The sequence below is a fragment of the Aeromicrobium stalagmiti genome, from assembly GCF_013283745.1.
Taxonomy (GTDB): domain Bacteria; phylum Actinomycetota; class Actinomycetes; order Propionibacteriales; family Nocardioidaceae; genus Aeromicrobium; species Aeromicrobium stalagmiti.
Map to the genome: position 1 here is coordinate 1,808,377 of NZ_JABSTZ010000001.1, position 18,767 is coordinate 1,827,143.

The 18,767-nt window shown below is 69.7% G+C and carries 18 protein-coding genes; 6 read left to right on the forward strand and 12 right to left on the reverse strand.

The window, feature by feature from the left end; translation table 11 throughout:
- Positions 1–17 precede the first annotated feature (17 nt).
- Genes HQK15_RS08940 through HQK15_RS08955 form a run of 4 tightly spaced genes read right to left on the reverse strand, consistent with a single transcriptional unit; the run spans position 18 to position 4,458 of the window.
- Complete coding sequence (locus HQK15_RS08940; RefSeq protein WP_173490994.1) at positions 18–1,649, reverse strand: NAD(P)-binding protein; 1,632 nt, start codon at positions 1,647–1,649, stop codon at positions 18–20.
- A 1-nt stretch (position 1,650) separates the two neighbouring features.
- Positions 1,651–2,670: a thiamine pyrophosphate-dependent enzyme gene (locus HQK15_RS08945; protein WP_173490995.1), complete on the reverse strand. Its 1,020-nt coding sequence runs from the start codon at positions 2,668–2,670 to the stop codon at positions 1,651–1,653.
- Positions 2,667–3,884, reverse strand: coding sequence for a pyruvate ferredoxin oxidoreductase (gene porA, locus HQK15_RS08950; RefSeq protein WP_173490996.1), 1,218 nt, complete (start codon positions 3,882–3,884; stop codon positions 2,667–2,669). The genes HQK15_RS08945 and porA overlap by 4 nt, the downstream gene beginning before the upstream one ends.
- Positions 3,877–4,458, reverse strand: a complete 582-nt coding sequence (locus HQK15_RS08955) for a 2-oxoacid:acceptor oxidoreductase family protein (RefSeq protein WP_173490997.1) — start codon at positions 4,456–4,458, stop codon at positions 3,877–3,879. The genes porA and HQK15_RS08955 overlap by 8 nt, the downstream gene beginning before the upstream one ends.
- Before the next feature lie 707 nt (positions 4,459–5,165).
- Here HQK15_RS08955 and HQK15_RS19085 point away from each other — a divergent pair.
- Positions 5,166–6,443, forward strand: coding sequence for a lysyl oxidase family protein (locus HQK15_RS19085; RefSeq protein ID WP_173490998.1), 1,278 nt, complete (start codon positions 5,166–5,168; stop codon positions 6,441–6,443).
- Between the two features lie 122 nt (positions 6,444–6,565).
- A complete protein-coding gene (locus tag HQK15_RS08965; protein WP_173490999.1) occupies positions 6,566–7,033 on the forward strand; it encodes a GyrI-like domain-containing protein in 468 nt (155 codons plus the stop codon).
- 81 nt (positions 7,034–7,114) lie between these two features.
- On the opposite strand, the gene HQK15_RS08970 is transcribed toward HQK15_RS08965, so the two are convergent.
- Positions 7,115–7,948, reverse strand: coding sequence for an alpha/beta fold hydrolase (locus tag HQK15_RS08970; RefSeq protein ID WP_173491000.1), 834 nt, complete (start codon positions 7,946–7,948; stop codon positions 7,115–7,117).
- 139 nt (positions 7,949–8,087) lie between these two features.
- On the opposite strand from HQK15_RS08970, the gene HQK15_RS08975 reads away from it, so the two are divergent.
- On the forward strand, positions 8,088–9,023 hold the full coding sequence (locus HQK15_RS08975; protein WP_173491001.1) for a helix-turn-helix transcriptional regulator: 936 nt from the start codon (positions 8,088–8,090) through the stop codon (positions 9,021–9,023).
- A 43-nt stretch (positions 9,024–9,066) separates the two neighbouring features.
- Here the strand turns inward: HQK15_RS08975 and HQK15_RS08980 are convergent, their stop codons facing one another.
- Positions 9,067–9,519, reverse strand: coding sequence for a hypothetical protein (locus tag HQK15_RS08980; RefSeq protein WP_173491002.1), 453 nt, complete (start codon positions 9,517–9,519; stop codon positions 9,067–9,069).
- A gap of 127 nt (positions 9,520–9,646) precedes the next feature.
- Here HQK15_RS08980 and HQK15_RS08985 point away from each other — a divergent pair, with 127 nt between their 5' ends.
- Genes HQK15_RS08985 through HQK15_RS08995 form a run of 3 tightly spaced genes read left to right on the forward strand, consistent with a single transcriptional unit; the run spans position 9,647 to position 11,392 of the window.
- The gene (locus HQK15_RS08985) at positions 9,647–10,012 is read left to right on the forward strand and encodes an ArsR/SmtB family transcription factor (protein WP_217361376.1); all 366 of its coding nucleotides are present in this window, start codon (positions 9,647–9,649) and stop codon (positions 10,010–10,012) included.
- Complete coding sequence (locus HQK15_RS08990) at positions 10,005–10,736, forward strand: cation diffusion facilitator family transporter (protein WP_173491003.1); 732 nt, start codon at positions 10,005–10,007, stop codon at positions 10,734–10,736. Before HQK15_RS08985 ends, HQK15_RS08990 begins: the two co-directional genes overlap by 8 nt.
- Positions 10,733–11,392, forward strand: a complete 660-nt coding sequence (locus HQK15_RS08995) for a DsbA family protein (protein WP_254450685.1) — start codon at positions 10,733–10,735, stop codon at positions 11,390–11,392. Before HQK15_RS08990 ends, HQK15_RS08995 begins: the two co-directional genes overlap by 4 nt.
- Positions 11,393–11,411: 19 nt before the next feature.
- Here the strand turns inward: HQK15_RS08995 and HQK15_RS09000 are convergent, their stop codons facing one another.
- The 6 genes from HQK15_RS09000 to HQK15_RS09025 form a co-directional block, all read right to left on the reverse strand.
- A complete protein-coding gene (locus HQK15_RS09000) occupies positions 11,412–12,488 on the reverse strand; it encodes an SDR family oxidoreductase (RefSeq protein WP_173491004.1) in 1,077 nt (358 codons plus the stop codon).
- Positions 12,485–13,711, reverse strand: coding sequence for a bifunctional 3-oxoadipate enol-lactonase/4-carboxymuconolactone decarboxylase PcaDC (gene pcaDC / locus HQK15_RS19225; protein ID WP_173491005.1), 1,227 nt, complete (start codon positions 13,709–13,711; stop codon positions 12,485–12,487). The genes HQK15_RS09000 and pcaDC overlap by 4 nt, the downstream gene beginning before the upstream one ends.
- Complete coding sequence (locus tag HQK15_RS09010) at positions 13,708–14,952, reverse strand: lyase family protein (RefSeq protein ID WP_173491006.1); 1,245 nt, start codon at positions 14,950–14,952, stop codon at positions 13,708–13,710. The genes pcaDC and HQK15_RS09010 overlap by 4 nt, the downstream gene beginning before the upstream one ends.
- A gap of 79 nt (positions 14,953–15,031) precedes the next feature.
- The gene (locus HQK15_RS09015) at positions 15,032–15,415 is read right to left on the reverse strand and encodes a VOC family protein (RefSeq protein WP_173491007.1); all 384 of its coding nucleotides are present in this window, start codon (positions 15,413–15,415) and stop codon (positions 15,032–15,034) included.
- Between the two features lie 22 nt (positions 15,416–15,437).
- On the reverse strand, positions 15,438–15,779 hold the full coding sequence (locus HQK15_RS09020) for a DUF2200 domain-containing protein (RefSeq protein ID WP_173491008.1): 342 nt from the start codon (positions 15,777–15,779) through the stop codon (positions 15,438–15,440).
- Positions 15,780–15,806: 27 nt separating this feature from the next.
- Complete coding sequence (locus HQK15_RS09025; RefSeq protein ID WP_173491009.1) at positions 15,807–18,242, reverse strand: ATP-binding cassette domain-containing protein; 2,436 nt, start codon at positions 18,240–18,242, stop codon at positions 15,807–15,809.
- Positions 18,243–18,767: the final 525 nt, after the last annotated feature.

Genomic DNA, 18,767 nt, shown 5'->3' on the forward strand with positions numbered 1-18,767 from the left:
TCGGAGCCCTGACGGCGTCAGATCTCCTCAGGCACCATGGCGATCGCGCCGGACGGGCACTCTGTCGCGCACAGGCCGCAGCCCTTGCAGTAGTCGAGGTCGATCGCATACGGCTCGCCGGGCATGCCGAGCTGGACGATCGCGTTGTCCGGACACATCGCGAAGCAGTTGTCGCAGGAGAAGCAGCTCCCGCACGACATGCATCGCCGCGACTCGTACTGGGCCGTCTCGGCATCCAGACCGACGACCACCTCGTCGAAGGTCGAGGACCGGCGCACGGCCTCGAGGCGGGATCGGTGCGTACGGGGGGCGTCCTCGAAGTACCAGGTGTTGAGCGAGGCGAAGTCCGCCAAGGGCCCGCTCGCTTGGGGCTCGGCGACCTGACCTGCCAGCCAGGTGTCGACGGCTCGCGCGGCCCGCCTGCCGTGCCCGATCGCGACCGTGGCGGAGCGCTCTCCGGGCACCATGTCGCCGCCGGCGAAGACCCCCGACCGGCCGGTCATGCCGATCTCGTCGACGCGGACGACTCCGTCGGTGACGTCGACGTCGTGCATGCCGTCGAGCAGCGACAGGTCGGTGTCCTGGCCCAGGGCGAGGACGACCGAGTCGGCTGTCAGCGTCTCGAACGTGCCGGTGGGTTGGGGGAAGCCGTCCGCGTCCAGCTCCATCCGTTCGAGAGTCACCTCGTCCGCGTCGACGTGGTCGATCGTCGACAGCCAGCGGAAGGCAATCCCTTCCTCCTCGGCTTCGTGGACCTCGCTGTCACTCGCAGGCATCCGGTTGCGCGTCCGTCGATAGACGACGACGGCTTCGGCGGCACCGAGGCGCTTGGCACTGCGGGCCGCGTCGATCGCCGTGTTGCCACCGCCATAGATGGCCACTCGCCGACCGACCAGGGGCGGTTGCTCGTCGGCGACGCTGTGCAGCAGGGACACGGCGTCGAGGACGTGGGAGGTCGAACCAGCGGGTATGTAGGCCCGTTTACCGATCTGCGCACCGACGGCGACGAACGCGGCGTCGTAGTGTTCCGCTTGCATCAGTGCTGCGAGGTCGTCGACGGGGGAGTCCAGCTCGATCTCGACACCCAGGGTGAGGATCCGGTCGATCTCAGCATCGAGGACGGCCCGCGGCAACCGGTACGACGGGATCCCGTAGTGCATCATCCCGCCAGGTTCCGAGGCTGCTTCCTTGACTGTGACCGAGTGTCCGAGGAGGGCGAGCTGATAGGCCGCGGAGAGCCCCGACGGGCCCGACCCGACGACGAGGACGCGCTGGCCGGTGGGGGCTGGCTTGGGCAGCTGCCAGCCCTGGCGAATCGCCTCGTCGCCCAGGAACCGTTCCACGGAGTTGATGCCCACAGACTCGTCCAGGACGCCGCGATTGCAGGCGGTCTCGCACGGGTGATAGCAGATGCGACCCATGACCGCCGGGAACGGATTGGCGATCATGATCTGCCGCCATGCGTCCTCATAGCTCTCTTCGGTCTCGGCATGCTTGAGCCAGCCGCGCACGTCCTCGCCGGCCGGACAGCCATTGCTGCACGGCGGCATCGAGGTGACGTAGGTCGCTCGCTCGGTCCGCCAGGTGCCCGTCTTGTCGGCCGTGCTGGATCCGGGGGCCAGGCTGATCGCGAAGGGTGTCTTGTCCATCTCACACCTCCAGGGTGTGGTCGTGGGGCTCGGCTCCGAGGAGGCCGAGGCGAGCAATGGTGCGGTCAGCCTGCTCCTGGAGGCGCGCGACGATGTCGGGTCGCGGATGTTCTCCGAACAGGTGTGCAAAGCGGCCCTGGAGTCTGAGATAGTCCTCGGCCGGCACCTGCCGGCGGATGGGACTGACCGCGGTGACGTCACCGCGCTCGCCTTCGAAGACCCCGAACATGCCTGACTCGGTCGCCAGGCGAGCCAGCTTGATGGTGTCGTGAGAGGCCGATCGCCATCCGAGCGGACACGGGACCAGTACGTGCAGGTAGCGAGCTCCTCGAAACGTCATCGCCTTCGCGACCTTGCGCTCGAGATCGTGCAGATCGGCGACCGTCGCGGTGGCGACGTACGGGATCTCGTGAGCCAGCGCGATGCGGGGAAGATCCTTGCCCTGGCCGAAGATGTTGCCGGGCTCGGCTCCGAGTGCCTTGGTGTTGGCGGTCGCTGCCGAGGCGGGCGTCGCCCCCGAGCGCTGCACCCCAGTGTTCATGTAGCCCTGGTTGTCGTAGCAGACGAACAGGACGTCGTCGTTGCGCTCGAACATCCCCGACAACGGGCCGAACCCGATGTCGACGGTTCCTCCGTCGCCCGCCTGGCCGACCACCCGGATGTCGTCGCGTCCTTGGGCACGCAGTCCTGCGGCCATGCCAGTCGCGACTGCGGCACCGTTGCCGAACAGCGAGTGGACCCACGGCACCTGCCAGGCCGACTCCGGATACGGGGTGGAGAAGACCTCCAGGCACCCGGTGGAGTTGGACACCACCACCTTGCCGTCACAGGCGCGCATCGCCGCATCGAGGACGAACCGGGCGCCGAGCACCTCGCCGCACCCCTGACAGGCTCGATGACCCGAGGTGATCGAGTTCGTCCGGTCGCCGTGTGCTTGGACGCTCCGTTGATCCAGGTCAAGCAGTCGGTTGCCCGCTGCGTACGTGCCGATCTGGTAGAGCTCGCGCGGTGTGATGGTCATCGGATCGCCTCCCGGCCGGCCCGCGCGGGTCGTCGCTCGGCGAGCTCGCGCGCCACCACGGACCGGTCGACATCGATGAAGTGCAGGACATCGGCCTCGAGCTCGCCGTCGCGCACGTCGGCGACCAGGCGGCGGATGATGTCGGCCGTCACGGGTCGGCCGCCGAGCCCTGCGACTGCGGTGAAGACGGTCGCCCCGAGGTCAGCAAGGGCAAGCCGGACGTCGTTGCCCACGATGCTTCCCGACCCCATCGAGAACGCCTTCTCGACGACGATCACCGTCGTGGCGCGGGCCAGGGCCGAAGTGACCTGGCCTTCGGGCCAGGGTCTGAAGCAGGTGACGGCCAGAGCGCCCACCGCCAACCCCTCGGAGCGCAGGCCGTCGACGGCATCGCAGATGCTGCCGTGGACCGAGCCGAGCGAGACGATCACGATGGCTGCGTCGTCGGAGCGGTAGCCGCGCACCAGTCCGCCGGACTCGCGGGCGAAGCTCGCTCGGAAGTCGTCCGCCACCTCGTCGATGACCTCCAGAGCGGCCAGCTGATCAGCGGCTGCGAGGTACTTCACCTCGGTGAAGGTGTCCGGGCCGACCATGGATCCGATCGTGATCGGCTCGTCAGGGTCCAGGACCTGACGAGGCACGAACGGTGGCAGGAACGAGTCGACGGCCTGCTGGTCCGGGACGTCGATCTCCTCGACCGCATGGGTCAGGACGAAACCGTCCATGCAGACCATCACGGGGATCGACGTGCGCTCCGCGATCACGAAGGCCTGGACGTGCAGGTCGACCGCCTCCTGGTTGGACGATGCGAAGAGCTGGATCCAGCCGCAGTCGCGCTGCGACATGACGTCCGAGTGGTCGTTCCAGATGTTGATGGGGGCTCCGATCGCCCGGTTTGCCACGGTCATCACGATCGGCAGCCCGAGACCGGACACGTTGGGCAGCGCCTCAGCCATGTAGAGCAGCCCCTGGCTGGCCGTCGCGGTGTAGGCGCGGGAGCCCACGACGCTCGCGCCGATGCAGGCACTCAGTGCTCCGAGCTCCGACTCGACCATCAGGTAGGTGCAGTCCTGCAGGTCTCCTGCGCGAACTCGATCGGAGAGTGCCTCGACAATGTGCGTCTGCGGCGAGATGGGGTAGGCAGCGACGACCTGGGGTCGGCAGCGTGCCACCACGTCGGCCACGGCACGGGAACCTTCGACCTGCTCAAGCATCGGCGAACCTGGTGCCTGGTTGGACCACGGACTCGTAGGCAGCTCGCGCGGCTGCGACGTTTGCCTCGCCGAGCGCCCCAGCGAAGCGCTGGCGGATCGCTGTGGCGACCGATTCGAGCGAGATCAGGCCGGTCAACGCAGAGAAGGCGCCGAGCAGCGGGGCCCCGGGGAGAGGGCGGCCGATGTGCTGGCGAGCCAGCTCAGTGGCAGGAACCGTCAGGACGCGTCCCGTACGGAAATCGCTGACCAGCGGCTCGACCCCGAGATCCTCGACGGGCCGCGAGGAGTTGATCAGCACGTAGGTGTCCGGCGAGGTGCCGACCAGCACGGGCGCGACGTGCAGCAGCGTTGGGTCCTGGATGATGACCGCATCGGGACTGGTGATGGGCTCATGGGCTCGAATGCCGACGTCGTCGATCCGGCAGAAAGAGGTCACCGGAGCCCCGGTGCGCTCCGAGCCAAAGGTCGGGAGGGCCTGGGCATGCCTGCCCTCGGTGAAGGCCGCGACCGACAGCATCTCTGCAGAGGTGACGACGCCTTGCCCTCCGCGGCCATGCAGCCTGACGGCGAACATCAGACACCCACGTGACCGGGGCAGAAGACGTGCCTCCAGACCAACTTGTTGGTGTGGCGGGTGCCGAGCATCGGGATCATCGCGGACCATCACTTCCTGTGTGGTTGCGAGACTGCCAGCCATCCGGGGCTTGCGGACGGGCCATTGGACCCTTTGTCGCAGGCCCCGCGATCCGGGAGGCCGCCAAGGGTCCCGATCACGGGAGCCCCTTGCCGGATCCATGGCGACTCACGCTCGAGGACCTTCGCCTCTGATGACGAGCCGCCAGGTGCGGTCAAGTGGCTGCAGGACGAGGGGAAGCTCGCACCAACGTATTCTCGTCGTCCCTCAGTTCCCGCCTTCAGCAATTTGGAGACGAGACAGGTTCGGCCGCTCCTCGCGGGATCACGATCCGGCTGACACAAGACCTTGTCGCGGCCTCGGCGGGCCGGGTGCTTCACCTCATGGGTGAGGAACGGCTGCCTGACCGGCGCAACGACGCTGACAACTACTCATGAAGTGGCGGCAGTCGCATGACCGTATTCAGTTCTCAGGGCAGGCCTCGTACGGGCGCTGTGATCGTGGCGCTGTTCATCCTGGTGGCCCTTGGCCTGCCGGCTGTCGCGAACGGGGCGAGTGGCGCAGAGGTGAGCATTTCTTCGGCATCTGACCTGATGGCCAAGCGGGCGAGGGCAGATGTCACGTTGAACTCGGTCGGTTCGCGGTACGTGGGCGCGCCGATCCCGATCAAGGGCTACACGTCTGACCTGAGCGCACGCAAGCACAAGCTCGTCCTGCAACGGCACCGGCCCGGTGCGCGCAACTGGTCCACGCGCGCGGTGCAGTACGTGCGCGAGGGTGGCTACCGGTTCAGCCCCCAGTACTGGAACCGGTCGGGGAGCGTGAAGTACCGCACCGTGCTGTATTCGCGCGGTCGCGTGATCGACGTCTCGAACGTCATCAAGGTCAGGGTGGTGGCCAAGCCGCCGGCTACCTGCGGGAGTGCGCCCAGCCCGAGCACGTGCCCGAAGCCCGCCTCGATTGTCGAGCAACGCGTCGTCGAGGTGCCCAACTGTCCCCAGCTGACCGTGGCCCGGCGCGACGAGACCCGTGTCGTGTCGTGGATCTGGGACGCGGGCCGCCGGGCGTGGGCGCAGAGTCCGCAGACGTGGGTGCAGGTGGGGTCCGAGATGACGCGCGCTGCTGGAGCGGCCGACTGCATCAAGGTCGTCGACCAGACACCCGCGGGTGCGGCTCTCCCGGACCTGCGGATCAAGGACCTGACCAAGTGCGGCCAGGGCGACGCCGCGGCAACCGGGGGAACCTGCTTCATGATCGTTCCCGAGGCGCCGTTCGATGAAGACTTCCCAGCGCTGGCAGGCAAGAAGCTGTTGAAGTTCGGCGTGATCACGATGAACGTCGGCGACGGACCGGGGGAGATCGTCGCCGATCGCTCCGGCCCCGACGCCGCCTCGTGGCAGGCCTACCAGAGCTTCTACGACCCGAGCGGCACGCTGCTGGGCTCCGTGGCCGAGCCGGAGGTGAAGTTCTACTTCGCCGGTGACGGTCACAACCACTGGCACGTGCGCGACTTCGACACCTACGAGCTCCTGGACTCGACCGGGACCGTGGCGGCGCGTGCGGAGAAGCACGGCTACTGCATGCAGGACAACACCACGTACGGGCCCTTGGCATCGCAACCGGGTGTGCCGGCTCTCCCCGTCTACGCGGAGGCGTCCTCCTGCGGGAAGGGCCTCCCCGACGCCCTGACGATCATTCACGGACTCAGCAGGGGATGGGGCGACACCTATCCGACCACGCTTCCGGACCAGGCCATCGACGTCACCGGTCTGGCAGACGGTGAGTACACGGTGCGCGTGCACGCCGATGCGGTGGGAGCCGTCACCGAGGCCGACGAGAGCAACAACACCTCCGAGGTCAGGATCTCGATCGCCGGGAGCGTGGTCACGGTTGTTCCCGGCACGGCGTCCGGTGGACTCCCGTGAGCCATCAGGTGGCATGGTCGTAGGCCGGGACGGGCGGCCGAGCCGGGAACTCGTGACCGCGGACCTCCACCGGGGGACCTACGGCACACGTCACCAGCTCGGTCCCCACCTACGCTCACCTCATGGACACCACCGAGCCGGAGCTCGTCACCACTAACGCGCAGCCCATGATCGAGATCCGCGAGTCCCTGCCGATGGACCAGATCACAGCGTTCTTCGACCGCGCCTACAGCCGGTTGGGGGAGTACGTCGCTGCTCGACACGTCGCAGTCTCTGGGCCGCCGTACGGGATCAGCCACTGCGTTCAGGGCGAGACGATCGACGTGTCGGCGGCACTTCCTGTGGCCGAACAGGTGTCCGGCGAGGCCGAGATCCGACCTGTGGTTCTGCCGGCAGGACGTGCTGCGACGCTCACGCTCACCGGCTCCTACGACGACATCGCGCCCGCCTACGAGACGCTCCTGGGCTGGATCACCGCCCACGGACATCGGCCGGCCGAGCTCGCCTGGGAGCAGTACCTCACCATGCCCGAGCCAGGAGGCGACCAGCAAGGCAACGTCACCCAGCTCTTCTGGTTGCTCGAAGACTGACCGACCTCTGCGGGACCGAGACGGAAATGGCGGCCGAGCATCGGTCCCCTTCGGCACGATGCTCGGGCAGCAGATCTCACCTCATCGGTGGGCCGTCGAGAGGTGCGCGAGGTGCTCCTCGAGGTGGGCGAACACGGCCGCGGGCTGCTCCAGGCTCACCGAGTGCCCGGCGGCTGCCACCTGCCGGGAGGTGCCGCCGGTGGCGTCGGCGATGTTCTCGTCCGAGATGGGTGGCGGGTAGGCATGGTCCTCGGTTCCGGAGATCGCGAGCACGGGAACGCTGCATCCGGCGAGCTCCTCGACCAGCCGGTCGCGGTGGATCACGCGGTCGGCGCTGTCCGCGATGGCTGCCGGCAGGGCGGCCATCTGGTGGCGCCAGTGCTCGGTGACCGGACCGCCGGCTGCGAGGCTCGTGTCGCCGAACATGATGTGCATCAGGGTGTCGACGAGCGGCTCTGCGCCGACCTCACGCATCGCATCGACGAGGGGTGCGAAGGCCTCGAGCTGGTGCTCCTGCTCTGCCGACGAGCCGACGGCGATGGCGGAGAGCAGGAGGTCGGGTCGCCGGGCGGCGAGGCGCAGGGCGACGAAGCCGCCCATCGAGTTGCCGAGGAAGTGGACCGGCCCGAGGTCGAGCTGCTCGATGAGGGCGGCCGCATCCTCGGTCAGTTCGTCCATCGACTGGCGGGCGCGATCTGCCGGTGAGTTGGAGCCCTGGCCGCGGTGGTCGTACGCGACGACGCGGTGGCCGGCCTCCACCAGCAGGGCCGTCAGGGGAGCGAACATCGTGTGGTCGAAGAACAGCGAGTGGCTCAGGACGAAGGTCGCGCCGCTCGTCGGCCCGGAGTCGACGTAGGCGATGGTGCCCTCTCGGACATCGGTGTGCAGCAGGTCGGGTGTCGACGTGGGGGTCATGGCATTCCTCCGGCTCAGGCCGCCCGTGTGACGGGCGACACGTTAGACTCACGACGCTAGGCGAGGACGCGGGGCGTGGCCTCCGGCTGGACGCACGGTCCTTCCGGATGTGCGCACGCCGCCCAAGGAGGCCATGTCGATGACCACGACATCCCCCCTGCGCGACTACGCGGTGACCGGTCTCAGCACCGAGTCCACCGCGCACGGGGACCAGCTCGACGTGTGGACCGACGAGGTGCGGCGCAACCACGGCATGCTGGACCTGCAGCCGTCTGCGCCGTCGGAGTTCGCCGGCACGACAGTCGTCCAGCGCGCCGGCGACCTGCAGCTGGTCGAGTTCTGGTCGGATGCGGTCGCCTACCGTCGACGTCCCCGTGACGCACGTCGTGACGGTGACGAGACGATCAGGATCCTCGTGCCGCGCGGGGGCAGGTTCAGGGTGGAGGCCGACGGGCGCCAGCTCGACCTGGGCTCCGGAAGCGCCGCGATGGTGTCGATGGCGAGCGCGTTCACGATCGCGCACGACCGGGCGGCTCGGGCGTGGGTGCTGAGCGTGCCCCCGGACCGGTTGTCACGAGGGCTCGACCCCCGGACGCCCCGGACGGTCGACCTGACGGCGGGCGCGGGAGCGGTGGCTCTCGCGATGATGAGGCAGATCTCGCACGAGCGAGAGTCGCTGGATGCGGCGGACTTCATCGCGCTGGCGGAGTCACTCGCCTCCCTGATGGGACGGGAGCCGGGCCGCGACCGCGCGAGGCCGTCGTTGGTGGCGGCGGCGGCCGAGCTGGTGCGCCGTACCTGCGACGACCCCGCTCTGACCCCGACGACGTTGGCCGCGCAGCTCGGATGGTCGCCGCGCCACGTCCAGGTGGTGCTGGCCGCGACCGGCACCACCCCGTCGAAGCTGATCCGCGAGGCACGGCTGGAACGGGCCGCGGTGCGTCTGCGCGATCCCGCGTGGGCCGATCAAGACGTCGCCGCCGTGGCGATGGCGTCCGGCTTCGGCTCGGTCAGCAGCTTCTACGACGCGTTCCGCGAGGCGTTCGGACGGTCGCCGGGGCGCTCTCGCGGCTGAGCCGGCCCGGCTGCGCGCTCCGAACGCGACTCCGCAGACGAGCTCACCCGGCCCGCATCATCCAGCTCCCGCCGCGGTTGGGCATGTGCTGGTTCATCCAGTCGACCATGAGGCCGCAGTGCTGGTGACCCGAGAGTCTGGCATCAGCACGTCCTTGGTCGACCCACTCGCGGCAGTAGCGGTCCATGCGCTCGGGGCTGCGCCACATCATCGAGCCCATCATCGACCCGCCCGACCGATCCTCCATCCAGGTGAACATGTCGGTGCACCACCGCTCGTCGTCCGGTCCGTCCTGCGACGCGTTCCAGTCGCGGCACGAGCTCTCGACCCGCGCGAGCTGCGCGGACGGGCTGGTGCTCGGCGGGCTGTCCCCGGCCAGGGTCACGGCAGTGATGACGGCTCCGACCACCATGCCCACCAGAAGGACGATCAGCGCGATCCCTCGCACGCCGGGTGTCCGCGTGGCGGTCTGCTCGCCGGGGTGAGTTGAGGTCATGAGGTGACTCTGGTCGCGGCTGCCCGGCGCGGGCAGGGGACGAGGGCCCGGATCGAGGGCCATTGGGCCCGCACCTACCGCTGATGCCGGACGCCGACCACCACCTCCCGGCAGATATCATCGTCACATGACGATGCCGCTGCAGGTGCTGGAGCCTGAGGTCGAAGCGCCCCTGACAGCCGCAGCGTGCCTGTTCCACGGATTCGGCGACCGGTCCCGCCTGGCGATCCTGCAGCACCTGCTGACGGGGGAGCACCGGGTCGTCGAGCTGACCGAGCACCTGGGTCTGGCGCAGTCGACGGTCTCCCAGCACCTGGCCTGCCTGAAGGACTGTGGACTCGTCACCTCGCGGCCGCAGGGACGGGCCTCGGTGTTCAGCGTGACCCATCCGGAGGCCACGACCGAGCTCCTCGCCGCGGCCGAGAAGCTGCTGGACCTGACGGGCTACGCCGTCGCGCTGTGCCCCAACCACGGGGTCGACGCCGATGTCTGACCTCGATCAGCAGACCAGGGCGCGCCTGGGCCGGCGCGCGAAGATGCTGGCCGGGTTCTCGGTGACCTACAACGTGGTCGAGGCCGCCGTCGCCATCTCGGCCGGGCTCGTGGCGGGGTCGGTGGCCCTCGTCGGGTTCGGCCTCGACTCCGTCGTGGAGGTCTCGAGCGGCCTGATCATCCTGTGGCAGTTCTCCCACCGGATCCCGGAGTCGCGCGAGCGTCAGGCGCTGCGCCTGCTCGCGTTCTCGTTCTTCGCCCTGGCCGCCTACGTCGGGTTCGAGTCGATCCGCGGCCTCGTCGCCGGCTCTGACGCCGACGCCTCCACGGTCGGCATCGTCCTGGCCGCGGTGTCGCTCGTCGTCATGCCGTTCATCTCGCACGCCCAACGGCGCACCGGCAAGGCGCTGGGGTCCAACGCCGTCTACGCCGACGGCACGCAGACGTTGCTCTGCACCTATCTGTCGGCGGTGCTGCTGGTCGGTCTGCTGCTCAACGCGACCCTCGGGTGGTCCTGGGCCGACCCGATCGCGGGGCTGGTCATCGCGGTGGTGGCCGCTCGGGAAGGCATCGAGGCCTGGCGGGGTGAGGGCTGCTGCTCCCCGATCGGGCGCGGTGCCGAGGCCGACGACGGCTGCGGATGCACCGACTGCCAGGGAGGCTGCTGCTCCGACACCAGCGAGCCGACGTTCGTCGCGCTCGACCTCGACCGGAGGACCTCATGAAGACCATGACCCGACAGACCGCGATCCCGCTCGCCCTCACGGCGGTCGTCGTCGCGCTGATCGCCGGCGTGCTCACCGTCCGAGCCCTCACCTCTCCCGAGCCGGCCGACGCGGCCGAGCGCGCCGACACGACCGTCCGGGCCGACAGCCATCGCCTGGCCACGGCCGAGGACGGCAAGGTCACCCTCGTGGAGTTCCTCGACTTCGAGTGCGAGGCGTGCGCTGCGGCCTATCCCTTCGTCGAGCAGCTGCGCGAGCAGTACGACGGCAAGGTGACGTTCGTGCTCCGCTACTTCCCGCTCCCGGGGCACCGCAACGCCGACGACGCCGCCTTCGCCGTGGAGTCCGCAGCCCGTCAGGGCAAGCTCGAGCAGATGTACCAGCGGATGTACGACACGCAGGCCGAGTGGGGCGAGTCGCAGGACTCCAAGGCAGCGCTGTTCCGCGGGTATGCCGAGGACCTGGGGCTCGACATGGCGCAGTACGACGCCGAGGTCGCCAGCCCGGAGGTCGCCGCCCGCGTGCAGAAGGACGTGGACGACGGGACCCGGCTCGGCGTCACCGGCACTCCGTCGTTCTTCCTCAACGGAGAGCGCCTGGCGCCGGCGACCACCGAGGAGTTCGTCCAGGCGATCGACGACGCCCTGGCGCAGTGACCCGAGGCCGCGGCGCGTCTCAGGGGATGATGCGCGCAGCGCGGTAGCGCGCGACGTGCTCGAAGAAGCTCTCGCGCGTGTCGCGGAAGCCGAGAAATCCCGCGGCGCGGCTCTTGTTCATGTCCGTGAGGCTCTCGACCGTACGACCGAGGTCGCCGTCGGTGTGCCACCACGACGCGAGACGGGTGACGTCGGCCTCGACGAGACCGTGCTGCGCCGCGATGCGTCGCCACGTGTCTCCCATGTCGGCCATCGCCGGCTCCAGCGGCCGCGGGGCGCCGTCGAACCCCTCCCACTCGACGCCGAAGTGTTCGGCGATCCGGGGCCACAGCGAGCGCCAGCGGAACACGTCGCCGTTGGCGATGTTGAACGCCTCGTCGCGTCCGGCGTCGTGGGTCGCGGCCCAGATGATCTGCTCGGCGAGCAGGTCGGCGTCGGTCACGTCGGTGAGTCCGTCCCACTGCAGCTGCGATCCGGGGAACACGAAGGGCTGCCCCAGCTCCTTGCAGATCGTCGCGTAGACCGAGAGGGTCAGCGCCATGTTCATGGCGTTGCCCGTCGCGAAGCCGAAGACCGTGTGCGACCGGTGGACGCTCCAGCCGAAGCCGTTGCGTCGGGCGGAGGCGAAGAGCTCGTCCTCCTGCGCGTAGTAGAAGTTCGGGTGGTCCAGACGTGGCGACTCCTCGCGGAACGGCGTGTCCGGGAGGTTGCCCTCGCCGTACGCCTCGAACGGGCCCAGGTAGTGCTTGAGCCCCGTCATCAGGGCCACGTGGCGCATCGACCCGGCCGGCTCGAGTGCAGCGAGCACGTGGCGCACGGCCGCGCCGTTGACCGCGATGTTCTCCTGCTCGGTCGGCTGGCGGGTCCAGGCCGTGATGGCGACGAGGTCGGGGCTGACTGTGTCGAGAGCCGTGGCGAGCGTGTCCGGATCGGCCAGGTCGGCCGCCACCGGTGTCACGCCGGGCACGGCCCCGCCGCTGCGGGACAGCCCGTACGTCGCCCAGCCCGCTGCGACGAGCTGGTTGCTGAGGGCCTGGCCGATGATGCCGGTGGCTCCGACGACGAGTGCGCGGCCGGGAGTGCTGATCGAGGTCATGCATGTCCTTCGGGTGAGTTGGTTGGTGCGGTGTCCATCTCGTCGAGTACCCGCTGCGCGATGCGGAACGCGGTGTTGGCGTCGGGGACACCGCAGTAGATCGCGGTCTGGAGCAGCAGCTCCTTGATCTCGTCGTTGGTCAGGCCGTTGGTGCGGGCTGCGCGGACGTGCATCGCGAGCTCCTCATGGTGGCCGCGAGCCACGAGTGCGGTGAGGGTGATCAGTGAGCGGCTGCGGCGGTCGAGCCCCGGTCGGGTCCAGATCGATCCCCAGGCGTATTGAGTGATGAGGTCCTGGAAGTCAGCCGTGAAGTCGGTCGAGGCCGCGGTCGCGCGGTCGACGTGGGCGTCGCCCAGCACCTGCCGGCGCACGGCCGCACCAGCCTGCCTGACCTCGTCGACCGTCGTGAGGGTGCGCGGTGCGTCGGCGAGGACGCCGTCGGCATGATCGCGGACCAGCCGCGCCACCTCGGCCGGCGCCTCGGCAGGGGGGAGGTGCGCGACGTCGTCGAGCACGACGAGGCGCCCGTTGCGGACGCCGTCGGCGATCTCCTGCAGCGACGCCACAGGGGTCGGGACGTCATCGCGTCCGGCGATCGCCAGGACGCGGACTCCGATGCGCCCGAGGCGGTCGCGGACGTCGTGCCCGGCGAGCGCCTCGCACACCTGGGCGTAGCCCTCGCGGTCCGCGTCCTGCAGGGCCTGCAGCAGCGCAGACCCGGTCTCGGGCTCCCGCTGCAGGAAGCCGGGAGCGAACCACCGGCTGGCCGAGCCCTCGAGCACGGCCGGGGTGCCGGAGGCCCTGACAGTCGCGGCGCGCTCGTGCCAGGCTCCGGGCTCGCCGATCACGGCACCGGTGGAGACGAGGACGGCGGAGTCGACGCGGCCCGGGGCATCGAGCAGCAGGTGCAGGCCGACGGCTCCACCGACCGAGTCCCCGGCATAGACGAACGACGTGTCGACGGTGCCGCGCTCGGCGAGCATGTCGTCGACCATGGCGAGCACTCCTGCCGCGAGCTCGGCCATCGTGAACGGCTGCCCGACGAGCAGGTTGCTGCCGTGGCCCGGCAGGTCCCAGGCGATGACCTCGAACCGGTCGGCCAGGTGGGTGGCTGCCCTGGACCACAGGGTGCGGGCCGACGTGCCCAGTGACGGGCCGAGCACCAGCAGCGGCAGCTGGGGCGACCCGCCGAGGCGGACGGCGGTGATCTGTGGGACGGTCACGCGTTCTCCTCCAGGAAGATGCGGGCCCGATCGACCGCGCCGGCGACGATGTCGAGCGTGATGCCCAGATAGGTGGCGGGGTCGGGGTCGTGCTTCGCGTCGACGAGGTCGGCGACCCCGCGTCGCTCGGCGAGGACGTCGTCGGCCGACTCGTCGAGCGTCGCGCCCATGCGGGCCGCGTTGACGTGCAGGCCCTGCAGCAGCTCGGTGGTCTGGGAGGCGGCGACGGCGGTGCGCCGCGCGATCGTGCGCAGGGTCGCCCACTCGGTGTGCCAGGCGCCGTCGGGGCGCTGGTCGCCGGCGGTGGCCGAGGCCAGGTGCATCGTGGACCCGAGGGCGGGAGCGGCGAGCGCAGCGCGGCGCACGAGCACCGACAGCACGGGGTTGTGCTTGTGCGGCATCGTCGACGACCCGCCTCGACCGTCGACCGAGGGCTCGGCCAGCTCGCCGATCTCGGTGCGCGACAACGTGGCGACGTCGGTCGCCACGTGTCCCCAGGCATCCGTGCAGGTCACGAGGGCGTCGGCGGTGCGGGTCAGGGGTGCGCGCGAGGTGTGCCACGGGCGGATGACCCGCAGGCCGAGCGACTCGGCAGCGATCGTCACGACCTCGTGCGCGACCGAGGCCGGGTCGGACAGCCCCCGCAGCGCGGCGAGCTCGGTCGTCGCCGCGAGCGTGCCGACCGCACCGCCGAGCTGGACGGGCAGCAGCGAGCGGGCGTCGACGACCAGCTCGGTCGCGTCGACGATGCCGTCGAGCCATGTGGCGACCACGGCCCCGAAGGTCGTGGGCACGGCGTGCTGGGTCAGCGTGCGGCCGACCATCGGCGTCTCGGCATGGCGCTCGGCGAGGATCGACAGGGCGATGACCTGCGACCGCAGCTCGTCGAGCAGCCGGTCGAGGACGTCGCGCGTGGCGAGCACCAGGGCAGTGTCGAGGACGTCCTGGCTGGTCAGCCCCCGGTGCAGCCACCGCGCGGCGTCGATGCTGACCCGCGACCGCAGCAGCGTGACCAGGGGGATGACCGGGTTGCCGCCGGACTCGGCCGCTGCGGCCACCCGCTCCACGTCGTCGGCCGTCACGACAGCGGTCAGGTCGCTGTCGCTGGACGCAGGTGCCAGGCCGGTGTCGACGAGGGCGTCGAGCCAGGCGGCCTCGACCCGCACCATGGCCTCGAGCAGGGAGGCCTCGGACATCAGGTCACCGGCGCGCTCGTCGCCCGGCCAGAACAGATTGGTCATGCTGCCAGTCTGCCGGTCAGTGTCCCGGGAGCTTCGGTGGGCAGCCGATCCGCTCGGGTGCCCGTCGGGAGGTGACCGCTCACGCCGGCGGCGGCTCCCACAGCTCGATCGGGTGGCCCTCCGGATCGTTGACCCGCGCGAACCGGCCAGTCTCCGGTGAGTCCCACGAAGGATCCACGGTGACGGCGATCCCAGCGGCCCGGAGCTCGTCGAGCAACCCGTCGAGGTCGCTGACGCGCAGGTTGAGCATGAACTGCTGGTCCGCGGGCCAGTAGTCCGTCCCGGCCTCGAACGGCGCGAAGACCAGGGGGCCTCCCTGCACGGTCCACGACCACTCGTCGACCGGCCCGGTGCCCTCGGCGGCGCATCCGGCACCGATCCCGAGGTGCTCGCGGTACCACGCGCTCAAGCCATCCGGGTCGTTCGCGCGGAAGAAGATCCCGCCCACTCCCAGCACCGGCATCATCGGCCTCCTCGTCGTCGTGTCAGTCCCGCAGGATCTTCTCCATCGCCTTGCCCCGGGCCAGCTCATCCACGAGCTTGTCGAGGTAGCGGATCTTCTGCATCAGGGGGTCCTCGACGTCCTCGACACGCACTCCGCAGACCACGCCGGTGATCAGCGCGGCGTTCGGGTTCAGCGGCGCAGCGGCGAAGAAGTCCTCGAACGTCGTGCCTGCCTCGAGGTGCCCGGTCAACGTGGCCTGGTCGAACCCGGTCAGCCAGCGGAAGACCTCGTCGACCTCGGCCTGCGTGCGCCCCTTCTTCTCCGCCTTGGCGACGTAGTGGGGGTACACCGAGCTGACGCTCGTGGTGAAGATCCGGTGCATGCCGGTCAGCCTAGGGACTGCGAGGCCTCAGCGCGAGAGTGCTCGACGCAGGTAGGGGGCCGTGATGCTGTCGGCCACGTCCAGGAGGTCGGCGGGCGTGGCGGACGCCACCACGGTGCCGCCGCGGTCACCACCGCCGGGGCCCAGCTCGACGACCCAGTCGGCCGCCGCGACGACCTGCATGTCGTGCTCCACGGTGATGACGGTGTCACCGGCGTCCACGAGCCGCCCGAGCACGCGCACCAGGTCGCGGACGTTGACCGGATGGAGGCCGCCGGTGGGCTCGTCGAGGACGAAGACCGTGTTCTCCCGGCGGGGACGCTGCAGCTCGGTCGCGAGCTTGATGCGCTGGGCCTCGCCGCCCGACAGCTCGGTCGCCGGCTGGCCCAGGGTCAGATAGCCGAGCCCGACGTCGAGCAGCGTGGACAGGGATCGGTGGATCGACGGGGTGTCCTCGAAGAACGCGGCGGCCTCCTGCACGGTCATCGCGAGCACCTCGCCGATGTCGCGACCTTGCAGGTGCACCTGCAGCGTCTCGGGGTTGTAGCGCGAGCCGTGGCACGTCGGACACGTCGAGTAGCTCGTCGGGAGGAAGACCAGCTCGATGGCGATGAACCCCTCGCCCTCGCAGGTCGGGCAGCGGCCGGCCTCGACGTTGAATGAGAAGCGTCCTGCCGGCCAGTCCCGCTCGCGGGCCTCCGGGGTGGCCGCGAAGAGCCGCCGCACCGCGTCGAACAGGCCGGTGTAGGTCGCGAGGTTCGAGCGGGGCGACCGGCCGATCGGCTTCTGGTCGATCGAGATGATGCGCCGGGGCTGCTCGGACGAAGAGCCCGACTCCTCGAGGCGGCTGACGACCTCTGCGAGCAGGGACGACTTGCCCGACCCCGAGACACCGGTGATGGCGGTCATGACCCCGATGGGCAGGCGGACGGTGACGTCCTGCAGGTTGTGCCGCGACAGGTGCTCGAGCTCGAGCCAGCCGGTGGGCTCCCGGTCCGACAGGGTCGGTGCCGCCGTGCGGTCGAACATGAACTCGGCGGTGGCCGAGTCGGCGACCTCGGCCAGCGCGCCGGGTGGTCCGCTGTGCACGACGTGGCCACCCAGCACGCCGGCGCTCGGGCCGACGTCGACGACCCAGTCGGCGTGACGGGCGATGGACAGGTCGTGCTCGACGACGAAGAGCGAGTTGCCGGCCGCGACCAGCTGCCGCAGCGCGGCGTACAGCGCCTCGGAGTCGGCGGGGTGCAGGCCGGCCGACGGCTCGTCGAGCACGTAGAGGACACCGAACAGCCCTGCCCGCAGCTGGCCTGCGAGGCGTACCCGCTGCAGCTCGCCGGGGGAGAGGGCCGTGCTCGACCGGTCCATCGACAGGTAGCCCAGTCCGAGGTCGATGATCGCGTCGACCCGGGCCCGGAAGTCCTTGACCAACGACCGGGCGGCCGTCGAGGCGGCTGCCCCGTGTCGATCGGTGCCACGGGACTGCTCCTCGAGCCCCGTCTCCAGCAGGGCGCAGACGTCCGACAACGGCATGGCCGCCAGATCGGCGATGTCCACCCCGGCGAACGTCACGGCGAGGGCCGCCGGGCGCAGTCGCTTGCCGCGGCACGTCGGGCAGGGACCCTCGGCGATGAACGCCTCGAGCTTCTCCCGCTGGGTGGGCGACTGCGTCTTGGCGAGGTTGCGCAGCAGATACTTCTCGGCCGACGACCAGTGCCCGTGATAGGCGCTGGCCTCGCCCTGCTTGTTGCCCTGCAGGAGCATGCGCGGCTCCTCGTCGGTGAAGAGCAGCCAGTCCCGATCGGCCTGGGGGAGGGTGTGCCAGGGAGCGTGGATGTCCATCCCGAGCTTGGTGACCATGCGACGCACGTTGAGGCCGACCCACGCCTTGTTGGCCCACACGCCGATCGCGCCCTCGTCGATCGTCAACGCCGGGTCGGGGACCAGCAGCGCCTCGGTTGTCCGCCGCGCGACTCCGCTGCCGTGACACGTCGGGCAGGCGCCGACGGCGGTGTTGGGGGAGAAGGCCGAGGCCGGCAGGTGGTCGGCGCCCGCGGGATAGGTGCCGGCACGGCTGTAGAGGAGCCGCAGGACGTCCGACAGCGAGCTCAGCGTGCCGAGGGTCGAGCGGGTGCTGGCAGCGCCGCGCGCCTGCTGCAGGGCGACGGCAGTGGGGAGACCGTCGATCGTGTCGACGGCGGGCGCCCCCACCTGGGACATCAGCCGGCGGGCGTACGGGGCGACCGACTCGAAGAAGCGGCGCTGCGACTCGGCGAACACCGTGCCGAAGGCCAAGGACGACTTGCCCGACCCGGACACCCCGGTGAAGACGACGAAGCAGTCGCGGGGGAGGTCGACGTCGACGTCGCGCAGGTTGTGCTCGCGCGCGCCCCGGACGCGTATCCACCCTGACGACCCCTCGGGAAGAGCTGTTCCGCGCAGGTCGGGGGCGTGGCGTGAGGGCATCTGGACAACCTAGTTCGCATCGACGGATGGGGGCTTGATCGGGGTGCTGCACGCGCTGCTCACGAGACAGACTGATCGCCGACCCTGCAATATCAGGCCGGATCGGGTGACGTGGGGGCGAGCGGACGACAAGGGGTACCCCCGATTTGGTGTTCTCAAAAGGCGTCCGGTAGTGTTCTTCTTGTTGGACAGCGCAGCGAGATGACAGGCCGAAACGCCTGGCACTCAGCCTTCTAACCAGCTTCACCGAAACGGTCAACGGCACGGAACCTTGTGGGTTTCAGGAGACGGATCGCTGATAACGGGGGCTGTGCATGGTGACCGACCCGGGTTTTGACCGGTGAAAACGAACCGTGTAAGTTGGACGAGTTGCCCCGCTTCTGGATCAAGGTTTTCTTGGTTTGGGTGTGGTGAGCGTCTGATCCTTGAGAACTCAACAGTGTGCCAAAAGTCGACGAGATTAATTAGTAGTACCCCGTCGAGACCTGCGGTGAGCTTCGGCTTGCTGTGATGATCGATGGATAA